The sequence below is a fragment of the Leifsonia williamsii genome (assembly GCF_030433685.1).
Classification (GTDB): domain Bacteria; phylum Actinomycetota; class Actinomycetes; order Actinomycetales; family Microbacteriaceae; genus Leifsonia; species Leifsonia williamsii.
This window is the reverse complement of record NZ_JAROCF010000001.1, coordinates 2,235,191-2,256,296: the sequence shown is the minus strand read 5'-3', so window position 1 is coordinate 2,256,296 and position 21,106 is coordinate 2,235,191. Positions and strand designations below refer to the sequence as shown.

Below are 21,106 nucleotides of genomic sequence, written 5' to 3'. Positions count from 1 at the left end.
GGCGGTTACCCGACGGTCAGGGAGAGGGCGAGGGTCGCGAGGATGACGGTGACGGGGGCGACGACCGCGCCGAGAAGCACGTAGCGGCTCCAGCGCAGCTCCACGTCGAACGACGTGAGGCGCTGGTGCCACAGCAGCGTCGCGAGCGAGGCCCACGGCGTGATCAGCGGGCCGGCGTTGACGCCGATCAGCAGGGCGGCGAGCCGGGCCGGCGTCTCGGCGGCGGGCTCCAGGGCGAGGTAGGCGGGAAGGTTGTCGACCGCGTTCGCGCCGACCATCCCGGTGAGCGAGAGCCGCAGCAGCGCGAGCGGAGACTCCCCGCTGCCCGAGAGCGTCGTCAGGAGCTCGCCGAGCCCGACGTTGTGCAGCGCCTCGATCACGAGGAACAGCCCGGACGCGAGCAGGAGCAGCTGCCACGGCAGCAGCCCGAACCGCAGCACCCGGCGCCGGCGCACCGCGAACACCACGATCAGCAGCACCGCGGCCGCCGACGCGGGCAGCCACACGGGCAGCCCGGAGACGAGCAGCGGCAGCAGCACGACGACGACCACGGCGGAGAAGCCGAACAGCACGCGGTCCTCGACCGGGTCCTCCTCCCCCGTCTCGTAGCGCACGAGCAGCGAGCGGCGGGCGACGACGAACACGGCGACCATCGGCACCACCATCGCGACCAGCGCGGGCGCCCACATCAGCGCGGCGAAGGCGAGAGGCGACGGGTCTCCCAGCGTGTGCTGGGCCAGCAGGTTCGTGAGGTTGGAGACCGGGAGCAGCAGCGAGCCGGCGTTCGCCATCCACACCGTCGTCAGGGCGAACGGCAGCGGATTCAGCCCGGCATGCCGCGCGAGCACGATGACGACCGGCGTCAGCAGCACGGCGGTGGTGTCGAGCGAGAGGAAGACGGTGCTCAGCGCGGCGAGGACGACGACCAGCAGCCACAGCACCCAGGCCCGGCCCCGCCCCCAACGCGCCGTCCGCTGGGCCACCGCCGTGAAGACCCCGGCCTCGGCGGCGAGCTCGGTCACGACCGTGATCGCGGCGACGAACAGCAGGATGGGCCACACCCGGTCCCAGAGCACCAGCGCGTCGGCGACCGGCAGCAGGCCGGTGATGACGGCGACGACGCCGAGCACGAGCAGCACGGTCCCCACGATCGCGGTGCGCATCCGTCTCCTTCCGGCCGCACCCGCTGTCCTGCCTCCCGGCGGCGCCGATGGAAGCGTACGCTCTCTGGCGACGAAAGGATGCGCATGCGCAAGTACCTCTTCAACGGCGCCGTGATCTCGGCCGCGATCGGGCTCTGGTCGACCGTCCAGTCGAGCAGGCAGGGACCGAAGGACTGGCGGGTGCCGCTCATGTGGATCAACGCCGCGATCTCGCTTGTCATCGCCGTGGGCACGGTCATCGCGGAGTCGAAGGAGGCCGACGAGCGCGAGCGGCAGCCGGTCGGCGCACGCGGTCGCAAGTGAACACGCAACCTTCCGCGGATTTCCGCTGATCACACGGCGTGTCCGCACCGGATGCACCGCGAACGTCCAGGACACTGGTACACGACGGTGAATCTGGGAGGATCGCGATGTTCGGACGTAGGCGGCACGCCGCAGTTCAGGCCCCGGCCGCGCCGGCGCCCCGGCTGACGGACGCACAGATCCTGGAGCTGGTGCACAGCAAGGTGGCCGAGCTCATCGGCGAGAACGGCGAGTGGACCGTGTCGCGCCGCTCCGCGGACGACACCGACACGATCTTCCACTCGGTGCTCGCCCAGTCGGTCTCGGTCGGCATCACCGCCGCGATCGTGGAGGCGCGCAACCGGCTCGAGGCCGGCGAGGGCTTCTCCGCGCCGCAGCACCTCGCCGCTCCGCGTGCCGACCTCCCGGCAGCTCCGGCCCAGGGGACCGCCGAGGTGGAGGCCCCGGCCGCCGCAGCGGACGTCGCCGTCGCGGACGCCTCCCCCGTCGAAGAGCACGCCGAGCCGGCGGCCTTCGGCTGGGAGCCCGCCCCCATCACCGTGTGGACGGACCTCCGCAAGCCTGTCACCGGCGAGTTCCCGCTCGTCAGCGAGCGCTCGGCCGCGTAACCGGCGCCCCGCTCAGGGCGTCACCGGCCAGTCCGCCGGTCCCTCCGACCCCGCCGCGTACTCCTCCAGCGGCACGTCGTCGGCCTTCCAGCTCGCGATCACGGGCTCCACGATCCGCCAGCACTGCACCGCCGTGTCCGCGCGCACCGAGAGGGTGGGGTCGCCGTCGAGGATGCCCTCCAGCACCTCCGCGTAGGCCAGCAGCTCCCCCGGCCCGAACTCCGCGGTCAGCGCCGCCCTGTCGATCTCGTACGGGTCGCCGGGGCCGTTGATGTTGAGCTCCAGCGCCATCTCGTCGGGCGCGAGCATGATCCGCAGACGGGTCGGCTCCACCGAGCCGTGCAGGCCGGAGGGGATGTGCCGCGCCGGCTTGAAGGTGATCACGACCTCCCGGCGGCGTCTCCCGAGCGCCTTGCCCGAGCGGAGGGTGAACGGGACGCCGGCCCAGCGCCAGGTGTCGACCTCCACCACGACCTCCGCCAGCGTCTCGGTCTTGCGCGAGGGGTCGACGCCCTGCTCGTCCGCGTAGGACGGCATCGTCTTGCCCTCGACGCTCCCGGCCGTGTAGCGGGCCCGGCGACTGCTCGTGGCCGGGTCGTCGCCGCGCACGCGCGTCGCTCGCAGCACGGCGGCCTTCGCGTCGCGGAAGTCGACCGCCTCCAGCGTCGCGGGCGGCTCCATCGCGAACACCGCGAGCACCTGCAGCAGGTGGCTCTGGATCATGTCGATCAACGCGCCGGCGCCGTCGTAGTAGCGGGCGCGGTCCTCGAGCCCCAGCGTCTCGTCGTAGACGATGTCGACCCGGTCGATGTGCTCGCCGCTCCACACCGGCTCGAAGATGCTGTTGGCGAAGCGCAGCCCGATCATGTTGAACACCGTCGACCGGCCGAGGAAGTGGTCGACCCGGTGGATGCGTTCCTCCGGGACGAGCTTCAGCAGCTGGGTGTTGAGCGCCTGGGCGCTGTCGGCGTCGAGGCCGAACGGCTTCTCGAGGGCCAGGGTCAGCCCCTCCGACCGGTCCATGGCCTCCAGGGCGGTGCACGCCTTCGCCGCCACCGCCGGCGGCAGCGCGAAGTAGAGGGCGGGGGCGCCCTCGCAGGCGTCGAAGATGCGCTGCAGGTCGTCCTTCTCCGTGACGTCCGCCTGGATGTACGAGGTGTCCTTCAGCAGCTCGTCGATCGCGTCACCCTTCGCCTCGACGCCCTCGAACGCCTTCCGCACGACGGAGGTCCAGCGCTCGTCGTCCCACTCCTCCATCCCCGCTCCGAGGAGGCGGAACCGGCGGTCGGGGTGCAGCGTCAGCAGCTGGCCGATGGCGGGAAGCAGGAGCCTGGACGACAGATCGCCGCTGGCTCCGAGGATCACGAGAGTGCCGATGGACTGCTTCATGCCCCAGACAGTACGGCCATACTGGGGATATGTCGCTCCCCATCGAGGATTACGCCCTGGTCAGTGACTGCTTCACCGGAGCGCTCGTCGGCAAGGACGGCAGCATCGATTGGCTCTGCCTGCCGCGCTACGACTCCATGTCGATGTTCGGCGCGCTGCTCGGCACCGAGGATCACGGCCGCTGGCTGCTCGCGCCCGACGATTCCGCGGCGAGCTGCCGCCGGCACTACGCCGGCGACACCATGATCCTCGTGACCCGATGGACCACCGCGACGGGCGAGGTGGAGGTGATCGACGCGATGCCGCTCGGCGACGGCCGTGCCGACGTCGTCCGGCGGGTGCGCGGCGTGAGCGGCACCGTACGGATGCGGCAGGATCTGCGCATCCGGTTCGGGTACGCCGACGCGATCCCGTGGGTGCGCAAGGAGCTCTCGGAGGAGCCTCCCGCGCTGGTCGCCGTGGCCGGCCCGGACGCGATCGTGCTGCGCGGCCCGCTGCTGCACGCGACGAACCACTCGCACGAGGGCACCTTCGACGTGCGCGCCGGGGAGACGGTCGACCTGACGATGACGTGGTTCCCGTCGCACCGCTCCGCTCCTCCGCCACTCCCGGTGGACGACGCGCTGCACGCCACCCGCGCGTGGTGGACGGACTGGGCCTCCGGCGCCCGTACGCCCGAAGCCGCCACGGCCGAGGGCCGGTACCACGAGCACGTGGTGCGCTCGCTCATCCTGCTGCGCGCGCTCACCCACTTCGAGACCGGCGGCATCGTGGCCGCGGCGACGACCTCCCTCCCCGAGGCGTTCGGCGGCGAGCGCAACTGGGACTACCGCTACGTGTGGCTGCGCGACGCCTCCCTCACGATCGGGACGCTGCTGAACCACGGCTACAACGACTCGGTCGACCACTGGCGCGACTGGCTGCTGCGCGCGATCGCGGGTGACCCCGCCGACGTGCAGATCATGTACGGGCTGTCGGGCGAGCGCGACCTCGACGAGCGCGTGCTGGCGAGCCTGCCCGGCTACCAGGGCGCGCACCCGGTGCGGACCGGCAACGGCGCCTCCACCCAGTTCCAGGCCGACGTGATCGGCGAGGTGATGCTGGGGCTGGACGCCGGGCGGCGCACCGGCAGCACGGAGACGCGGTTCTCGTGGGCGCTGCAGCGCGCGCTGATGGGCTACCTGGAGGAGCACTGGCGGCAGCCGGACCACGGCATCTGGGAGATCCGCGGCGACCCGCAGGTGTTCACGCACTCGCGGGCGCTGGTCTGGGCGGCGTTCGACTGCGCCGTGCGCGCGGTGGAGATGTACGGGCTGGAGGGTCCGGTGGACCGCTGGCGGCGGCTCCGCGACGAGATCCGGGCCGACATCGAGGCGAACGGCTTCGACGAGGAGCGCGGCACCTACGTGCAGTACTACGGCACGAAGGAGGTGGACGCCTCCCTGCTGCAGCTGGCCCAGGTCGGCTACGTCGACTGGCGCGACCCGCGGATGCTGGGCACGGTCCGCGCCATCGAGGAGGACCTGCTGCGCGACGGCCTGGTGCTGCGTTACCGCACCGAGCGGGGTGTCGACGGCCTGCCGCCCGGGGAGCATCCGTTCGTCGCCTGCTCCTTCTGGCTGGTCGAGCAGTACGCGCGGTCCGGGCGTCTGGAGGACGCGGTGCGGCTCATGGACCGCCTCCTGTCGTTCGCCAACGACGTCGGCATGCTGTCGGAGGAGTACGACGTCGAGGGGAGGTCGCAGGCAGGCAACACGCCGCAGGCGCTCACGCACCTGACGCTCGTGCGGGCGGCCGACGCGATCGCGGAGGCGCTGGCGCAACCGGCGGACGCCGAGCCGTCCGGCGCCGGAGCGACGCGGTGATGGGCGACGTGCGCACACGCCCGGAGGAAGGCCTCGACGAGCGGCTCGACGAACGCATCGACCTGGGCAGCCCGTGGGTCACCATCGTCTGGAACGACCCGGTGAACCTCATGTCGTACGTCAGCTACGTGTTCCGCAGCTACTTCGGCTTCCCTTGCGCGGAGGCGGAGCGGCTGATGCTGCAGGTGCACAATGACGGCAGGGCGGTCGTCGCGACCGGCACCCGCGAGGAGATGGAGCGGCACGTGGAGGCGATGCACGACTACGGCCTGTGGGCCACGCTCACCAAGGCCGACGCATGACCCCGTTCCAGCCCGTCGCCGACGGGAGCGTGCGCGGCCGCTTCGAGCCGGAGGAGGTGGAGCTGCTGCTGCGGCTCGCCGCGGAGGCCGCCGAGCTGGCCGCGGCCGCCGCCTCCCGCCCCGAGGAGGACGCGCTGACCGACCCGGCGCTGGTGCGACTCCTGCCCGACGCCTATCCCGGCGACCCGGAGAAGTCGGCCGAGTTCCGCCGGTTCACCGCCGACGGCATCGCCGAGCGCAAGGCCCTCAACGCCCGCACGGTCGTGGAGTCGCTCGCCCGCCCCGACGACGGGCCCGTGGAGGCGCTGCTCGACCAGGCGCAGGCGACGGCGTGGCTGCGCTGCCTCACCGACATCCGGCTCGTGCTCGCGGCGCGGCTCGACATCGTGCAGGACGGCGATGTCGGCGACCTGAGCGACGAGCGCGCCCTGTTCCAGCGCGCGGTGTACGAGTGGCTCGCCGAGGTGCAGGACTCGCTCGTCGTCGCGCTGGAGGACGCGGCCGGCTAGCCGTCAGACCGGGTAGCGCACGGTCGCCGCCGCCGCACCCCCGCCCGGGACGTCGTCGGCGCGCAGGGCGTAGACCCGCGCCTTCGACGCGAGCGACCGGCGCAGGATCTCGTCGACGACGCCGTGGTTGGCGATCGTGTCCTCGTCGGCGTACACGATCGCGCCCGACTCGTCGTCGACGGAGCCCGGCACGCGCCGGTCGATGTCGAACACCAGCGTCTCGACGGCCCCGAACGTGGCCGCGCGCGCGATGTCGGAAAGGTCGACGAGCCCGGTCCCGGCGGCGATGCGGGACGAGAAATCCTCCTTCAGCTGCCCGATGGTCTGCGCGTAGACGCGGTCGAGCACGAGCCGCGCCGCCGCGGCGAGCTCCTCGGCGGTCTTCTCCTCCGGGTTGCCGGGGATGACCTCGTCGACCAGTCGCGAGTGGTCGATCGCGCCGCGGAAGATGCCGACGAGCGGCTCGGTCGCGGCGAGGATCAGCGGGACGGTGGAGGTCGCCAGCACCGGGTGCAGGGCGCGCTCGATCGCCTGTACGTACTCCAGCATCCGCACCTTCTGACCTTCGGACCCCTGGATGCGTCCCTCCGCCGAGCGGCCGCTGACGCTCGTCTTGCCGACGGCCGCCGCGACATCCTTGGGCATGCCCGGCACCTCCACCTCGGTGGCGGGCCCTTCAGGTGAGACGCGGATGAGGCGCACGGAGTTCTGCGCGAGCGCCAGCACGAGCGCGGTCTGCGGGAACGTGATCGCCCGCACCAGCGGCTTCACGTAGAAGCGATCGCCGATGTCGCACGAGGAGGACAGCCGGTTCGGCAGCCGGAACGTCTCGGCGAGCTCGCCGTCGAGGAAGACCGCGAGGCTGCGCGACTGGTAGCGCCAGAAGTCGCGGTCCTCGAGGATGCGCTCGCCCTCGGCCCGCACGGCGTCGACGCGCTCGCGCGGAACCTGCGCGGCCTCCAACTCGCGCAGCGCCCGCGCCAGATGGTTCTTCAGCTCGATGCGCGCGTGGTCCGCCTCGGGGGGTGTGGTCCCTGTCGGCAGATAGATGCTCACGGAACCGGGACGCCGGCGGGCGGCGATCCGCTCGATGTCGGCCTTGGTGGGGATGTCCTTGTACTCCACGTCAACCTCCTGGCGTCATCACCTGGTCGCCAGTCTTCCGGGAGGCGACCGGCGGCGCAAGACCTCATCGGTTCACCCCGGGAGGGGCTGGAGCGTGTCGGCGATCCCCCGTCATGATGTCGAGAAGGCGCCCTCCCGTTCGTATGGACGGTGAGAGAAAGGACCTCACCATGACCCAGTACCTGCTCAGCGTCATCCAGCCCGACGGCCCCATCCCGGAGCCGGAGGTGATGGACGTCATCGAGCGCGACGTGACGGACGTCAACGCCGACATGCGCGCCGCCGGCGTGTGGGTGTTCTCGGGCGGCCTCCTGCCGCCGGCCACGGCGACCGTCGTGCGCCCCTCCGGCGGCGAGCTGCTCGTGACCGACGGGCCGTTCGCGGAGGCGAAGGAGTTCCTCGGCGGCTTCACGATCGTCGACGTCCCCGATCTCGACGCCGCGCTCGAGTGGGGCAGGCGCGTCGCCGCGGCGACGACGCTGCCCATCGAGGTGCGGCCGTTCGCGGGCTGACGTGACGACCTCCTCCGACCCGGCCGCGGTCGCAGTAGTGGCGGCGGCCGCACGCGCCGAGTACGGCCGTGCCGTGTCGGTGCTCTACCGCGTGCTCGGCGACCTCGACCGGGCGGAGGACGCCGTGCAGGAGGCGTTCGCCGCCGCGGTCGAGCGCTGGCCGCGAGACGGCGTGCCGCCCGCTCCCGCCGGGTGGATCATCACCACCGCCCGGCGGCGCGCGATCGACCGGCTGCGCCGCGAGGCGAACGGGCGGACGAAGGAGGCGGAGGCGGCCCTCCTGCACGCGCTCGAGCGCGCGCACGGCGACGCGGACGCGTCCGCCGACCCGGCTACCGCCGACGCCCGCTTCGGCGACGACCGCCTCCGCCTCCTGTTCACCTGCTGCCACCCCGCACTCGCCCCGTCGGCCCGGGTCGCGCTGACCCTGCGCCTGCTCGGCGGGCTGACGACCGCCGAGATCGCGCACGCCTTCCTCGTCCCGGAGACCACGATGGCCCAGCGGATATCGCGCGCGAAGGCGAAGATCAGGGACGCGCGCATCCCGTACCGCATCCCCTCCTCCGGCGAGCTGCCCGAGCGGCTCGGCTCGGTGCTGGCGGTCGTCTACCTCGTGTTCAACGAGGGGTACGCGGCGAGCGCCGGCGACGACCTGCTGCGCGAGGAGCTGTGCGACGAGGCCCTGCGGCTCGCGCGCCTGCTGCACCGGCTGCTGCCGGACGAGGAGGAGGCGGCCGGGCTGCTGGCGCTGCTGCTGCTGATCGACGCCCGGCGCACGGCGCGGCTCGATGCCGACGGGGTGCTGATCCCCTTGCCGCTGCAGGACCGATCCCGCTGGGACGCGACCAGGATCGCGGAGGGCCACGCGCTCGTCCGGGCCCTCCTGGCGCGGGGCCGGCCGGGACCGTACCAGCTGCAGGCCGCGATCCAGGCGGTGCACGACGACGCGGCGACCGCCGGCGACACCGACTGGCGGCAGATCGTCGCGCTCTACGACCAGCTGCAGCGCCTCCACCCGACGCCGGTCGTCGCGCTGAACCGGGCCGTGGCCGTGGCGGAGGTGCACGGCCCCGACGCCGCCCTCGCCGCGCTGGAACCCGTGCGGGAGCGGCTGGACGGCTACCACCTGCTGCACGCGGCGCGCGCAGCGCTGCTGCGCCGGCTCGGACGCACGACCGAGGCGGCGGCCGCGTACGAGCGTGCCGAGGCGCTGTGCCGCACGCCCGCCGAGCGCGTCTTCCTGCGGCGCGAGCGGGAGGCGCTCGCGCACGACCTCCCCGCGCCCGGCCCCTTCCCCGATGCGCAGCGGGAGCGCACAGTGGAGGGATGAAGATCGCCTTCCTCGGGCTCGGCCGCATGGGGCGCGAGCTCGTCACGCATCTGATCGACAACGGCCACCAGGTGACCGTGTGGAACCGCTCGCCCGGACCCGCCGAGGAGGTGGGGAGGCGCGGCGCCCGGGTCGCCGCCTCGGCCGCCGAGGCGGTGGGCGACGCCGACGCGGTCGTCAGCGTGCTGTTCGGGCCCGAGACCGTGCGCGAGGTGATCGTCGACGGCGGCCTGCCCTTCCTCCCGGGAGCGCTCTGGATCGACGTGACCACCGTCTCCCCCGCCGACGCCGACGCGTTCTCGGCGTGGGCGGCCGACCACGACCTCCGCCACGTCCACTCCCCTGTCATCGGCTCGCTCGCACCCGCCCGCGCCGGCTCGCTCGCCGTGCTGCTCGGCGGCGAGACGGAGGCGGTGCGCGCCGCCCGCCGCGTCGTCGGGCTGTGGGCGGACCCCGACAAGCTGCGCACCTACCCCGCCGCCCGCGAAGCCGCCGCGGCCAAGCTCGTCGCGAACCTGGCGCTCGCGGTCGGCATGGAGGCCCTGTCCGAGGCGCTCCGGCTCGGCCAGAGCGCCGGGATGTCCGCCGAAGACGCCCTGGAGACGCTGTCGCTGACCCCGCTGGCGGCGCTCGCCGCGACGAAGGGGCCCGTGGTGGCCTCCGGCGACTACGGCGACGCCCAGTTCTCGGCGGCGGCGCTCGCCAAGGACACCCGGCTGATGCTCGCGAGCGCCGACGTGCCGCTCCCGGCGGTCGCCCTCGTCGCGGCCGAGCTGCAACGCGCCATCGACGCAGGGCGCGGCGAGGACGACTTCTCGGTCATCGCTGCGGACCGCTGACCCGGGCCTGTCACTCGGTCGCTCTCGGCGCCGGCGTGCGTCGGTCCTGTTGTGCGTGATCGGGGGCCGATACGCTCTCGGCCATGCGATTCATCCGGCCCGCCGCCCGGCCCGCCGCCCGCGGCGCGGCCACGGCGTCCCCTCCCGCCGCGGCACCGCAGGCGGCTCCCGTCCCCGACCGTGTGCCGCTCCTGCACCGCAGCCCCCTCACCTTCGGCTACCTGGTCGCCCTCGGCGCCGTCGGAGCGGTCGTCACCGGGCTCGCCCTGTACGGGCTCCGCTCCATCCTGTTCTCCGTGTTCCTGGCGCTGTTCGCGACCGTCGGCCTCGACCCGCTGATCCGGTGGTTCCAGCGCCACGGGATGCGCCGCGGCTGGGCGATCGTGACCGTGATCGTGCTGCTGGTCGCACTGCTCGTCGCGATCGTGTGGATCGTGGTGCCGCTGGTCGTCTCCCAGGTGCAGGCGCTCGCGACCGCGATCCCGGCGGAGGTGGCACGGCTGCGCGACGAGGGCTGGTTCGACCAGGCGAACGCGTCGAGCAACGGCGTGCTGGGCCAGTTCGTGTCGTGGGTGCAGCAGCAGGCGCAGAGCCCTCAGCTGTGGGCCGGGCTCGGGGAGGGCCTGCTCGGCTTCGGCCTGTCGGTGGTCGACGGGCTCACCACCGGCTTCTTCATCGTCGTGCTCACCATCTACTTCATCGCCTCGTACGACGCGACGAAGCAGGCCGCGTACCGGCTGGTGTCACGCTCGCACCGCGACACGTTCGTGTCCTACGCGGAGCGCATCCTGCAGAACTTCGGGCGCTACCTCAGCGGGATGGTCGTGCTGGCGTTCTTCAACTCGGTGTACAGCATCATCCTGCTGGTCGCGACCGGCGTCCCCGGTGCCTACCTGATCGGCATCGCGGCCTTCTTCATCACGCTGATCCCGTTGATCGGCACCGTGCTCACCACCGTGATCATGAGTGTGCTGGCGTTCATCCATTCGCCGGTCAGCGGTGTCGTCGTGCTCGTGCTGATGCTGATCTACATGCAGGTGGAGGCGTACATCCTGACCCCGAAGGTGATGGGCAAGGCGGTGCAGGTGCCCGGCTCGGTGGTCCTGATCTCGGCACTCGCCGGCTCGACGCTGTTCGGCCTGCCCGGGGCGCTGGTCGCCATCCCCATCTCCGCCGGCATCATCCTCATCGTGAAGGAGCTGGTCTGGCCGAGGAAGGAGGCGCGCTGACCGCGCGCCCCCTCCCCCCGCGTGCGGTCAGCCGACGCGGTAGCTCTGCAGCTGCGCCGCGACCGACGGCGACACCGACGCGTTGCCGCCGAGGATGACGATCCGCTTCGGCTTGAGCTGCTGCAGCCGCGCCTTCACACTCTCCGGGATCGCGGTCGCCTGCACGAGCAGCACCGGCGAGTCGGTCGCCCCGGCCACCGGAGCCCCCGACAGCGCGTCGGGGAAGCCGAGCCCGTTGGCGACGTAGACGGTGCCGCCCGCGGGGAACGGCGCCGCGATGGCCGCGCTCGTGTCGAAGCGGTCGGCGCCGGAGACGCGCTTCACCGAGGCGGGCGTTCGGCTCGCCGTGTAGTTCTTGAGCTGCACCTCGACCTGAGAGCTCACCGAGGCAGCGCCGCCGATGACGTGGATAGTTGCCGGCTTGAGCCGCGCCAGCTCGTTGGCGACCCGCTGCGGGATGCCGCCGGGCGTGGTGAGGAGCAGTGGCCCGGGCACACGCCCGGCAGCGACCGCCGCACCCGAGAGCGCATCGGGGAAGTTGAGGCCGGAAGCCACGTACACGTCCTTCTGGGGTGCGCTGAAGGTGGCTGCCACCGCCGCGCTCGTGTCATAGCGGTCGGGGCCCGAGTAGCGGATCACGTTGCCCGAGTAGCTCTTGAGGGCGTTGACGGTGGAGGCATTCACCGACGTCGCCCCGCCCAGCACCACGATCTTCGACGGCTTGAGTCTCCGCAGCTCGGTGGCGACCGGCGCCGGGATGGCGAACGGCTGGATGAGCAGCACCGGTCCTGCCCCCTTCGTCGCCGGCCCCGCCGACAGCGCGTCCGGGAACGCGGCCCCCGAGGCGACGTAGACGACGCCACCCGGCTTGAACGCCGCCGCGAGCGACGCACTGGTCCCGAACCGGTCGGCGCCGGAGACGCGCGCGTTGAGCGCGAAGTCGCGCAGCTGGGCGAGCGTGCCGTTGAAGACCTGCTGGTCGCCGACGAGAGCGCCCTTGTCATCGTCGTTGTACTGCCAGAACGTGTACCCGGGCCAGGTCGCCGGCAATGCGCCGGGGGTCTTGGCTGTGGTCCAGTTGGCGACGGTGAGAGGATAGTTGGCCATGTCACCGTTGTTCGACGTGCAGCGGCTCCACCAACCGGTGTTGGTATAGATCACCGGGGTACGGCCGATCTTGTTCTCCACGGTGAAAGTGAAGTCCTTCACCCAGCGCACGAGGTTCGCGGGAGTCATCCCCCAGCACTCGTTGAGACCGTTCTTGTATGGGTTCGCCTCGATATCCAGCATCGGCGGCAGGGTGCGCCCGTCCGCAGTCCACGAGCCACCGTTGCTGAGGAAGTAGGACGCTTGGGCGGTCCCCGACGAGGTGTTCGGCGTCGCGAAGTGGTACGCACCGGTCAGAAGCCCTGCGCTCCTGGCACCGGACCACTGACTGTTGTACAGCGAGTTCGGGGTGTCTATGTCTTCCGTGGCCTTCACGTACGCGAACTTCTTCCCGCCGGCCGCGACCTTCGCCCAGTCGACGTTGCCCTGCCAGTAGCTCACGTCGATGCCGGGCACACCGGGCGGCGGCGCGGATGATCCCGCCAGCGCCTCCACGCCGTCGCTCCGGTCAAGTGTGGCGCCGAGCGTGTGATCCCGCGCGGTGTTCATCTGCTCGAGCGACGGCTGCGGGCCGTCCCCCGGGTCCTGCGTGGCCGACGCGGGCGTCACTCCCGCGACGACGAGCGCCGCTGCGGCCCCCGCCGCGGTGACGGCCCCGATGACCCTACGGATGCTGACCTGCACGATGTGCCTCCCCCTCCGACCGCGACGCCGCGGTCCCCGGGGCAGCTTAGGGGAAAAGGTGCAGAAGCGCAGGAATTCTTCCGAGACGACTCCTGAGAAACGGCGAAGCCTCACGACAGGCGGATCACACCGTCGAAGCCCGCCGTGAAGGCCTCCTCGTCGAGGGAGATCAGAAGCTGGGCGACCCAGTCCCGGGCATCTTCGGGGGGCAGGTACAACCACGGCTTCGGCGCATCCGAGGAGGGCAGTCCGATGTACAGCGAGCCGGACCGCCCGTCGCGCTGCGCCAGTTCCAGAGTCACGTTTCCCGGGGCGAGCCTGATGCCGGTGATCCGGTAGTCGTACGGCTCTTCGCGGTCTGGATCCGCGCGCCGCCAGCCGACGTCGCGCAGCTCCGCGATGACATCGGGATCGGTGATCATCCCGCCATTCTCACGGACCGGGGAGGAGCGACGAGTCGTCATACTCGTCCTCATCTCCGGCATCGTCGACTTCTCTGAGCAAATCGGCGAGGACCGGGATCAGCCTGGGGAGGTCGTCGGTCAGGATGTCCCACACGCGCCGCTGATCGACCTGCGCGTATGCGTGCACCAGGATGTTGCGGGTCGCGATGATCGCGTGAACGTCCGGAATCCGGCCTGCGGTGTGCGCGTCGGCCGAGCGAAGTTTCTTGAGGGCCTCGCCAAGTATCTCGAGCTGGCGCTCGACCGCGGCTTGAAGTACCCAGTCGCCCAGATACGTCGCTCGCTCGTGTCCGTGAGCGATCGACGCGGCCTTCGTCGCGGCCTCGTGCGCATCCCACAGCTAGGCCGGTGACTCAGGCTGCATAGACGTTCTCTGCGCTCGCGAATGCCGACCGGGCGAAGTAGGGATTGCGCACTGCGCCTGCGTCGACAAGATCGACGCTGCGGCCGACGATGCGCTCGAGGTCTACCTTCAAGTCGAAGAAGTCATGCAACAACCCGCCGCGGCCGGGGAGGAAGTCGACGAGGAAGTCGACGTCGCTCGTCTCGTCGTCGAATGCGCCGCCGAGCACCGACCCGAAGATACGAAGCCTCTCGACCCCGTGCGCCTCGCACGCGCGTGCGATCGCCTGCACGTCGATCGGCACCGCGGTGGTCATACCGCAATTGTCCCATGGGCGCGCAAGACAACGAAGAAGCCCCCGATCCGCTACCGCCGATCGAGGGCTTCTCCTCTGGTGCGCCCCCAGGGACTTGAACCCTGAACCCATTGATTAAGAGTCAATTGCTCTGCCGATTGAGCTAGAGGCGCATCCGATCCGGTGACCCGAACCGAGGCTCAACACTAGCATCCGTTCCGCGGGGTTCGCCAATCGGGTGACGCTCGGGAGTGTCGACCCGCCCCCGCTAGGCTCGGAGCCGTGACCTACGACGCCGATCTCGCCCTCGCCCTGCGGCTCGCCGACCTCGCCGACGGCATCTCCGCCGCCCGGTTCCGCGACCACGACCTCCACGTCGACACCAAGCCCGACCGCACGCCGGTGACCGAGGCCGACCTCGCGGTGGAGCGGGCGATCCGGGAGGCGCTGGCGGCCGAGCGGCCCGAGGACGCGATCCTCGGCGAGGAGTTCGGCGAGGCGTCCGGCGGAGGCACCACCTTTCGGCAGTGGATCCTCGACCCCATCGACGGCACGGCCAACTACCTGCGCGGCGTGCCGGTGTGGGGCACCCTGATCGCGCTCGCCGTCGACGGCAAGCCGGTCGTCGGGGTCGTCAGCGCGCCCGCGCTCGGCCGGCGCTGGTGGGCGGCGGAGGGTGGAGGCGCGTGGACGACGGACGCGCCGGGAGCGCAGCCGCGCAGCCTCCGCGTCTCCGGCGTCGCCGACCTCGAGCACGCCTCCGTGAGCTTCCAGAGCATCGCGCAGTGGGACGACGCCGGCTACCTCGACAAGCTCATCGCGCTGACCAGGGCCGTGTGGCGCGACCGCGCGTATGGCGACATGTGGTCGTACATGCTGCTCGCCGAGGGCGTGCTCGACGCCGTCGGCGAGTTCGACGTGAAGACGTACGACCTCGCCGCGCTCATCCCGATCGTGGAGGAGGCCGGCGGCACCTTCACGTCCGTCACCGGGGAGGCCGGGCCGGGCAACGGGTCGGCGCTCGCCTCGAACGGGATGCTGCACTCCGCGCTGCTCCGCCTGCTGGGCTGACCCGCCTCCGCCCCAGGGCTGATTCCCCGCCGCGACGGCGGACACGGCCCGTCGCCTGCCCCTACCGTGGCCGTATGAGTACGCTCCTCCTGCGCAGCCGGTGGTTGTTCGAGCCCGCCATCGCCGTCCTGTTCTTCGTGTTCTGGGCGATGGCGCTCGTCGGCCGCCATCAGCTCCTTCCCGGCATGCTGCGCTCGACCCTGCCGTTCTGGGCGGCGCTGCTGCTACTGGCGATCGCGATCGGCGTCTCCCGCCTGCAGCCGATCGTCGCGATGGCCGTCGGGACCGCGGTGCTGATCGGGCAGCTCCTCTTCCCCGGCGGCATCTTCGACGAGCCGGTGGTGTACCTCGGGTACGGCATCGTTGTCCTGATCGTCGCCGCGTCGGTCCGCGGCCGGTGGCGCGTCGTCGCGCTGGCGTTCGCGGTCGGGGCCGGCGTCTCGATCGCAGGGCTGCTCGCCTGGTGGTTCGGCGCCGCGCGGGGCGACGCGGGAGCACGCACCGCCCTCTTCGTCCTCTGCGGCAGCGCCGGCGCCGTCGCCTGGCTGGTCGGCACCCTGATCGGCGTGTGGACGCGGACGCGCGCGATCGAGCGGGAGCTGTCGCGGACCGTCGACGACCTGCGCGCCGCGGAGACGGAGGCGATGGTGACCGCCGAGCGCGAGCGGATCGCGCAGGACGTGCACGACATCATGGCGCACTCGCTGTCGGTCATCCTCGCCCAGGCGGACGGTGCCCGACTGCTCGCCGAAGAGCGGCCGGCGGCGGTGGCGCCCTCGCTCGCCACCATCGCCTCCACCGCCCGCTCCTCGCTCACGGAGGTGCGGGTCCTGATCGAGACGCTCGTCGGGTCGCCGGAGGGCCCTGTCCACCCCGGGCTGGGCGACCTCGACGACCTCGTCGGCCGCATGTCCGCCTCCGGTCTCGCCCTGACGGTGGAGCGGTTCGGCGATAGCGACAGCGACAGCACAAGGACCGACCCGCCTCCCGCCCTCACCCCCGCCCAGCAGCTCGCGGCCTACCGGATCGTGCAGGAGGGGCTCACCAACGCGCTGAAGCACGCCGGCCCCGGCGCCTCCGCCCGGCTCGCCCTCGACCAGCGCGCCGACGGGCTGGCGCTCTCGCTGGCTTCCCGCCCGAGGGACGACGCCGCCACACCGGCGAGCCCGCCCGCCAACCCGCACGGACGCGGCATCATCAACATGCGCGAGCGCGCGCGGCTCGCCGGAGGCTGGCTCGACGCCGGGCCCGACGACGACGTGCCGGGCGGCTTCCTGATCACGGCGTACCTTCCCGCCGGCACCCGTCAGGAGGTGGAGGCGTGATCCGCGTCGCCGTCGCCGACGATCAGCCGCTGTTCTGCTCCGGCCTGCAGATGCTGATCGAGTCGCAGCGGGACCTCGCGTTCGCCGGCGCCGCCTCGGACGGCCGCGAGGCCCTCGACCTCGTGCGCGCCGAACGTCCGGACGTCATCCTGATGGACATCCGCATGCCCGTCATGGATGGCATCGCCGCCACGACCGAGCTCCGCCGCCTCCCCGACCCGCCACGCATCGTCGTGCTCACGACGTTCGACCGCGACGAGGCGGTCGCAGCGGCGCTGCGCGCAGGCGCCGACGGCTTCCTGCTCAAGGACGCCACGCCGGATTTCATTCTCGCCGCCGTCCGCACGGTGCACGAGGGCCACGCGGTGATCGCGCCGAAGTCGACCAGCGAGCTGTTCCGCTCCCTGGCGCGCCGCCGCCCGGAGGCCATCGACGCCCTGTCGGTGCGCGAGAAGGAGGTCTTCCTCCTCGCCGCCCGCGGCCTGAGCAACACGGACATCGGCCGCACCGCCTTCATCGCCGAGGCGACGGTGAAGTCGCACATCCGCAGCATCCTCGCCAAGCTCGGCCTGGTCTCCCGGGTGCAGCTGGTGGCGTTCGCGTACGAGAACGGGCTGGTGCGGTGAAGCGCAAACGTTCCCAGATTTCGAAAGTTGTGAAGACGCGAAAACCCCTCTAGCCATTCTGCTTGCCCCCGCGTTATTTTTCCCCCACTCGGCTCCGGTCGACCGCGAGCCGCAGCAGGGCGTTGCAGGGAGGGGCACGCATGAGCACGGACATCGCATCGACCAGCGCGGGCAACGACGACATCTGCGCCGTCCCGTATCTCCGGCAGGGCCAGTTGATCTCGCTGGTCCACTGGTCCTGCGAGCACGGGGACTGGCACTATTCGACGCTGCTGGCCGAGTACCACCACCGCGACGAGGGCACCTGGTACGTCCGCCTCCGCGGGGAGGAGACGCAGCTGCGGCGGGCGGAGTGGGCGCTCTTCACGTGAGGCCCGGGGCGTCAGCCCTCCGCCGCGCCGGCCTCCCCTAGGCTGGCCGGTGTGAGCGCAGCAGCCCCCACCGATCCCCTCGTCCACATCGCCGGGTTCCGCATGGATTTCGGCCGCACCACGGTCATCCGCGACCTCTCGTTCGACATCGCGCGCGGAGAGACGTTCGGCTTCCTCGGCAGCAACGGCTCCGGCAAGACGACGACGATCCGCGCACTGCTCGGTATCTACCAGCCGACCGCGGGCATCCTCCACATCGACGGCCGGCCGTTCAGCCCCGAGGCGGGCGAGCGGCTCGGCTACCTGCCGGAGGAGCGCGGTCTGTACAAGAAGGAGTCCGTCATCGATGTGATGGTCTACTTCGGCCGGCTGAAGGGGCTCGGCGCCGAGCAGGCCAGGCGGTGGTCGCGCAGCTATCTGGAGCGCGTCGGCATCGGCGACAAGGAGAAGGTGCGGCTCGACAAGCTCTCCGGCGGCCAGCAGCAGAAGGTGCAGCTCGGCGTCACCATCATGAACGAGCCCGAGCTGCTCATCCTCGACGAGCCGACCAAGGGCTTCGACCCGGTCAACCGCCGGCTGCTCATGGACATCATCGCCGACCAGAAGCGCGCCGGCTCCACCGTGATGATGGTCACCCATCAGATGGAGGAGGTGGAGCGCCTCTGCGACCGCGTCATCCTCCTGAAGGACGGCGTCTCGCGCGCCTACGGCACCGTGCCCGAGGTGCAGGAGCAGTTCGGCGGCACGATCGTGCGCGTCGACCACGAGGGCGCGCTTCCGGCCTCCGCCTCCTACCGCGTCCTCTCCGATGCCGCCGGGCACGCCGAGCTCGAGCCAGCGGCCGGTGCCGACACCGCCGCGATCCTCCGGGAGCTCGTGGAGGGCGGGGCCGGCATCACCCGCTTCTCCCCCACCCGCAAGTCGCTCGACGACATCTTCGTCGAGGTCTACGGCGCCGAGAGCCGCCAGGAGGACTGACATGGCCAGGCACAACCTCTCCACCGTCATCGGTTTCGAGTTCACCCGCACGGTGACCAAGAAGCGGTTCTGGGCGATCACGCTCATCCTGCCGCTGCTCGTCTTCGGTCTCGGCGCGCTGATCGTCGCGTCGAACGTCTCCACCTCGAACACCGCCGACGAGCAGAAGAACGCGCGCTTCGAGTTCCTCTACACCGACGCCTCCGGCCTGATCGACCCCGGCGTCGCCCGGCAGTACGGCGGCAGCGCGATCGGGAGCAGCGCGGAGGGCGTGGAGGAGGTGCAGATCGGCGGCACCACCGCCTACTTCGACTACCCGGCCGACCCGGCGACGGAGCAGGTGAAGATCTGGGGCGCCGACGCGGGCCTGTTCCAGAACAGCCGGTATGCAGCCGTCGCCGAGAGCCTCCTCTCCACCAGCGTGGAGCAGAAGCTCGACTCGCCCACCGACGTCGCCGTGCTGCGGGGCGACGTGAAGACCTCGACGACCACGTTCAAGGACGGTGCCGTCGCGCCCGGCTTCGAGGCGATCCTGCCCGCGCTCGTGTTCCTCGCCGCCTTCTTCGTGGTCATCGTCTTCCTCGGCAACCAGATGCTGAACTCCACGCTCGAGGAGAAGGAGAACCGCGTCACCGAGATGATCCTCACCACGATCAACCCGACGAACCTGCTGATCGGCAAGGTGGTGTCGCTGTTCCTGATCGGGTTGATCCAGATCGCGGCGTTCGCCCTGCCGGTGCTGATCGGGTACCTGTTCTTCCGCGACCAGTTGAACATCCCGGATTTCGACCTCAGCGGACTGGTGTTCGATCCGCAGAAGATGATCGTGGGCGCCCTGATCCTGGTCGGCGGGTTCGCGCTGTTCACCGGCACCCTGGTGGCGGTGGGAGCCGTGATGCCGACCGCGAAGGACGCGGCCCCGGTGTTCTCGGTCGTGATCTTCGCCGTGGTGATCCCGCTGTACGCCTCCGGCTTCGCGATCAGCTCGCCGCAGTCGCCGATCGTGCAGATCCTCGCGTTCTTCCCGTACACGGCGCCGATCACGGCACTCCTGCTGAACGCGTTCGGCTCGCTGCCCCTGTGGCAGGCGATCATCATCATCGTGGAGCTGTTCGTGCTGGCCGTGATCGTGCTGCGGCTGGCGGTGCGGCTGTTCCGCTACGGGTCGATCGAGTACTCCAGCAAGGTGCGCATCCGCGACGTGCTCGGCCGCCGCTCCACCGCTCCCGAGCGCGCCGCCTGATGCGCGCCATCGTCGTCGCCCGGCCGGGCGGCCCGGAGATGCTGCAGGAGGCCGTTGTCGACGACCCGACACCCGCGCCCGGCGAGGTGCGCATCCGCGTGGCCGCCGCCGGTCTCAACGGCGCCGACCTCAGCCAGCGCCGCGGCTTCTACCCGTCGCCTCCCGGCGCGCCGGAATGGCCGGGGCTGGAGGTGTCGGGCACGATCGACGCGCTCGGCACCGAGGTCACGGGCTGGCGGGTCGGCGACCGCGTCTGCGCGCTGCTGCCCGGCGGCGGCTACGCGGAGCTGGTGACGGTCGACGCCGGGCTCGTACTGCCGGTCCCCTCCTCGGTGGAGCTGGTGGAGGCCGCCGGCCTCCCCGAGGTCGTCGCGACCGTATGGTCCAACGTCTTCCAGCTCGCCGGCCTCGCCGCGGGCGAGACGCTGCTCGTCCACGGCGGGTCGAGCGGCATCGGCAGCATGGCGGTGCAGTTGGGCCGCGCGTTCGGAGCGAACGTGATCGCCACCGCCGGCAGCCCCGAGAAGGCGGAGTTCTGCCGCGGTCTCGGCGCCGACGCCGCCGTCGAGTACCGCACGCAGGATTTCGTGGAGGCGGCGCTCGCCTTCACCGACGGCCGCGGTGTCGACGTCGTGCTCGACATCGTGGGCGGCTCCTACATCGCGCGCGACCTCGACGCGCTCGCCACCGGCGGCCGGATCATGGCGATCGCGACCAGGGACCGCACCCCGGCTTCCCTCGACATCGGGCTGCTGATGCGCAAGCGGGCGCGGCTCTGGGGCACGACGCTGCGCGCCCGGCCGCTGGAGGAGAGGCGGGCCGTCATCGCCGGCGTACGCGAGCACGTATGGCCGCTGCTCGCCGAGGGCCGGGTGCGCCCGGTCATCGACTCCGTGTTCCCGCTGGCGGACGCCGCGCAGGCGCACCGGAGGATGGAGTCGTCCGCGCACCTCGGGAAGATCCTGCTGCGCGTCGACTGAATGCGTCCGCGGCCGCGGCAGCCGCCGCGCCCAGGGCGTAGAAGGCCAAGTCGGCGGCCTGGAAGGTCGTGCCGAGCACCAGGGCGACGGGAGGTGCGACCTCCGCCAGCCGCGCCGGCAGCGGCGTGAGCTGCAGCAGTTCGACGGCCGCGCAGCCGGCGACCGCGATGCCGGCCGCGATCGCCGGACGCAGCCGTGGAGCGATCAGGGCGACGAGGAGGTACGCGAGCGCCGCGTAGAGCGCATCGCCGATCGCCCCTCCCGGCTCCCCGGTCGTCGTGGCGTGCACCAGCAGACCGGCCGCGACGGTGACGGCGGCGGCGATGGCGATGGCGGCGCGTCGGGATCGCATCCCCGCAGGCTAGCCGCCGCCTGTGGAGACGCGCGTCCCTCCACAGAATGACGATCGGCGGGTCACGGCGCGGGCGCAGCTGGCAGGATCGAA

Annotated in this window: 24 protein-coding genes and 1 tRNA gene; 17 read left to right on the top strand and 8 right to left on the bottom strand. The window is 71.6% G+C overall.

The annotated features are described in order from the left end of the window. Positions 1-5: 5 nt before the first annotated feature. Positions 6-1,163 carry an SLC13 family permease gene (locus P5G50_RS10620; RefSeq protein ID WP_301209227.1) on the bottom strand — a complete coding sequence of 386 codons (1,158 nt, stop codon included), beginning with the start codon at positions 1,161-1,163 and terminating at the stop codon, positions 6-8. A gap of 84 nt (positions 1,164-1,247) precedes the next feature. Between P5G50_RS10620 and P5G50_RS10615 the strand changes: the two genes are divergently transcribed. Together P5G50_RS10615 and P5G50_RS10610 are read left to right on the top strand one after the other, a co-directional pair. Continuing rightward, entirely contained in the window at positions 1,248-1,466 is a 219-nt protein-coding gene (locus P5G50_RS10615) for a hypothetical protein (protein WP_301209230.1), read from the top strand. 107 nt (positions 1,467-1,573) lie between these two features. After that, on the top strand, positions 1,574-2,074 hold the full coding sequence (locus P5G50_RS10610; protein WP_301209233.1) for a hypothetical protein: 501 nt from the start codon (positions 1,574-1,576) through the stop codon (positions 2,072-2,074). 12 nt (positions 2,075-2,086) lie between these two features. Here the strand turns inward: P5G50_RS10610 and P5G50_RS10605 are convergent, their stop codons facing one another. Continuing rightward, positions 2,087-3,463 (bottom strand): glucose-6-phosphate dehydrogenase, encoded by a 1,377-nt coding sequence (locus tag P5G50_RS10605; protein WP_301209235.1) that lies wholly within the window; start codon positions 3,461-3,463, stop codon positions 2,087-2,089. 29 nt (positions 3,464-3,492) lie between these two features. On the opposite strand from P5G50_RS10605, the gene P5G50_RS10600 reads away from it, so the two are divergent. From P5G50_RS10600 to P5G50_RS10590, 3 genes are read left to right on the top strand one after another with little or no spacing between them, the layout of a single operon-like run. Then, entirely contained in the window at positions 3,493-5,328 is a 1,836-nt protein-coding gene (locus tag P5G50_RS10600) for a glycoside hydrolase family 15 protein (protein ID WP_301209238.1), read from the top strand. Then, on the top strand, positions 5,328-5,630 hold the full coding sequence (clpS, locus tag P5G50_RS10595; RefSeq protein ID WP_301209240.1) for an ATP-dependent Clp protease adapter ClpS: 303 nt from the start codon (positions 5,328-5,330) through the stop codon (positions 5,628-5,630). The genes P5G50_RS10600 and clpS overlap by 1 nt, the downstream gene beginning before the upstream one ends. Beyond that, a complete protein-coding gene (locus P5G50_RS10590; protein ID WP_301209243.1) occupies positions 5,627-6,139 on the top strand; it encodes a DUF2017 family protein in 513 nt (170 codons plus the stop codon). Before clpS ends, P5G50_RS10590 begins: the two co-directional genes overlap by 4 nt. A 3-nt stretch (positions 6,140-6,142) precedes the next feature. On the opposite strand, the gene P5G50_RS10585 is transcribed toward P5G50_RS10590, so the two are convergent. Further along, positions 6,143-7,264: a baeRF11 domain-containing protein gene (locus P5G50_RS10585; protein WP_301209245.1), complete on the bottom strand. Its 1,122-nt coding sequence runs from the start codon at positions 7,262-7,264 to the stop codon at positions 6,143-6,145. A gap of 170 nt (positions 7,265-7,434) precedes the next feature. Between P5G50_RS10585 and P5G50_RS10580 the strand changes: the two genes are divergently transcribed. The 4 genes from P5G50_RS10580 to P5G50_RS10565 all read left to right on the top strand — a co-directional run bounded on the left by P5G50_RS10580 (position 7,435) and on the right by P5G50_RS10565 (position 11,174). Then, positions 7,435-7,776: a YciI family protein gene (locus tag P5G50_RS10580; RefSeq protein ID WP_301209247.1), complete on the top strand. Its 342-nt coding sequence runs from the start codon at positions 7,435-7,437 to the stop codon at positions 7,774-7,776. Between the two features lies 1 nt (position 7,777). After that, positions 7,778-9,106, top strand: coding sequence for an RNA polymerase sigma factor (locus P5G50_RS10575; protein ID WP_301209250.1), 1,329 nt, complete (start codon positions 7,778-7,780; stop codon positions 9,104-9,106). Next, entirely contained in the window at positions 9,103-9,945 is an 843-nt protein-coding gene (locus P5G50_RS10570) for an NAD(P)-dependent oxidoreductase (RefSeq protein ID WP_301209252.1), read from the top strand. The genes P5G50_RS10575 and P5G50_RS10570 overlap by 4 nt, the downstream gene beginning before the upstream one ends. An 83-nt stretch (positions 9,946-10,028) precedes the next feature. Then, on the top strand, positions 10,029-11,174 hold the full coding sequence (locus P5G50_RS10565) for an AI-2E family transporter (protein ID WP_301209255.1): 1,146 nt from the start codon (positions 10,029-10,031) through the stop codon (positions 11,172-11,174). A 27-nt stretch (positions 11,175-11,201) separates the two neighbouring features. Here the strand turns inward: P5G50_RS10565 and P5G50_RS10560 are convergent, their stop codons facing one another. After that, positions 11,202-12,965: a cell wall-binding repeat-containing protein gene (locus P5G50_RS10560; protein ID WP_301209257.1), complete on the bottom strand. Its 1,764-nt coding sequence runs from the start codon at positions 12,963-12,965 to the stop codon at positions 11,202-11,204. A gap of 110 nt (positions 12,966-13,075) precedes the next feature. Continuing rightward, positions 13,076-13,387 (bottom strand): hypothetical protein, encoded by a 312-nt coding sequence (locus P5G50_RS10555; RefSeq protein ID WP_301209260.1) that lies wholly within the window; start codon positions 13,385-13,387, stop codon positions 13,076-13,078. On the opposite strand from P5G50_RS10555, the gene P5G50_RS18660 reads away from it, so the two are divergent. Beyond that, complete coding sequence (locus P5G50_RS18660) at positions 13,380-13,781, top strand: hypothetical protein (RefSeq protein ID WP_301209263.1); 402 nt, start codon at positions 13,380-13,382, stop codon at positions 13,779-13,781. The two genes, P5G50_RS10555 and P5G50_RS18660, sit on opposite strands and share 8 nt — an antisense overlap. Position 13,782: 1 nt before the next feature. Here P5G50_RS18660 and P5G50_RS10545 read toward each other — a convergent pair whose 3' ends face one another. After that, on the bottom strand, positions 13,783-14,088 hold the full coding sequence (locus tag P5G50_RS10545; protein WP_301209266.1) for a nucleotidyltransferase family protein: 306 nt from the start codon (positions 14,086-14,088) through the stop codon (positions 13,783-13,785). A gap of 76 nt (positions 14,089-14,164) precedes the next feature. Then, positions 14,165-14,240, bottom strand: a tRNA-Lys gene (locus P5G50_RS10540). Positions 14,241-14,349: 109 nt separating this feature from the next. On the opposite strand from P5G50_RS10540, the gene P5G50_RS10535 reads away from it, so the two are divergent. The 7 genes from P5G50_RS10535 (at position 14,350) to P5G50_RS10505 (ending at position 20,661) form a co-directional block, all read left to right on the top strand. Next, complete coding sequence (locus P5G50_RS10535) at positions 14,350-15,138, top strand: inositol monophosphatase family protein (RefSeq protein WP_301209268.1); 789 nt, start codon at positions 14,350-14,352, stop codon at positions 15,136-15,138. A gap of 74 nt (positions 15,139-15,212) precedes the next feature. Next, entirely contained in the window at positions 15,213-16,463 is a 1,251-nt protein-coding gene (locus tag P5G50_RS10530; protein WP_301209271.1) for a sensor histidine kinase, read from the top strand. Next, the gene (locus P5G50_RS10525) at positions 16,460-17,089 is read left to right on the top strand and encodes a response regulator (protein WP_301209274.1); all 630 of its coding nucleotides are present in this window, start codon (positions 16,460-16,462) and stop codon (positions 17,087-17,089) included. Before P5G50_RS10530 ends, P5G50_RS10525 begins: the two co-directional genes overlap by 4 nt. Before the next feature lie 140 nt (positions 17,090-17,229). Beyond that, positions 17,230-17,460 carry a hypothetical protein gene (locus P5G50_RS10520; RefSeq protein ID WP_301209277.1) on the top strand — a complete coding sequence of 77 codons (231 nt, stop codon included), beginning with the start codon at positions 17,230-17,232 and terminating at the stop codon, positions 17,458-17,460. 102 nt (positions 17,461-17,562) lie between these two features. Continuing rightward, complete coding sequence (locus P5G50_RS10515) at positions 17,563-18,438, top strand: ABC transporter ATP-binding protein (RefSeq protein ID WP_301209451.1); 876 nt, start codon at positions 17,563-17,565, stop codon at positions 18,436-18,438. A 1-nt stretch (position 18,439) separates the two neighbouring features. Further along, positions 18,440-19,681: an ABC transporter permease gene (locus tag P5G50_RS10510; RefSeq protein ID WP_301209280.1), complete on the top strand. Its 1,242-nt coding sequence runs from the start codon at positions 18,440-18,442 to the stop codon at positions 19,679-19,681. Continuing rightward, the gene (locus P5G50_RS10505) at positions 19,681-20,661 is read left to right on the top strand and encodes an NAD(P)H-quinone oxidoreductase (protein ID WP_301209283.1); all 981 of its coding nucleotides are present in this window, start codon (positions 19,681-19,683) and stop codon (positions 20,659-20,661) included. The genes P5G50_RS10510 and P5G50_RS10505 overlap by 1 nt, the downstream gene beginning before the upstream one ends. Here the strand turns inward: P5G50_RS10505 and P5G50_RS10500 are convergent. Next, positions 20,564-21,013, bottom strand: coding sequence for a DUF2809 domain-containing protein (locus P5G50_RS10500; protein ID WP_301209285.1), 450 nt, complete (start codon positions 21,011-21,013; stop codon positions 20,564-20,566). The genes P5G50_RS10505 and P5G50_RS10500 overlap by 98 nt on opposite strands. Between the last annotated feature and the right edge of the window lie 93 nt (positions 21,014-21,106).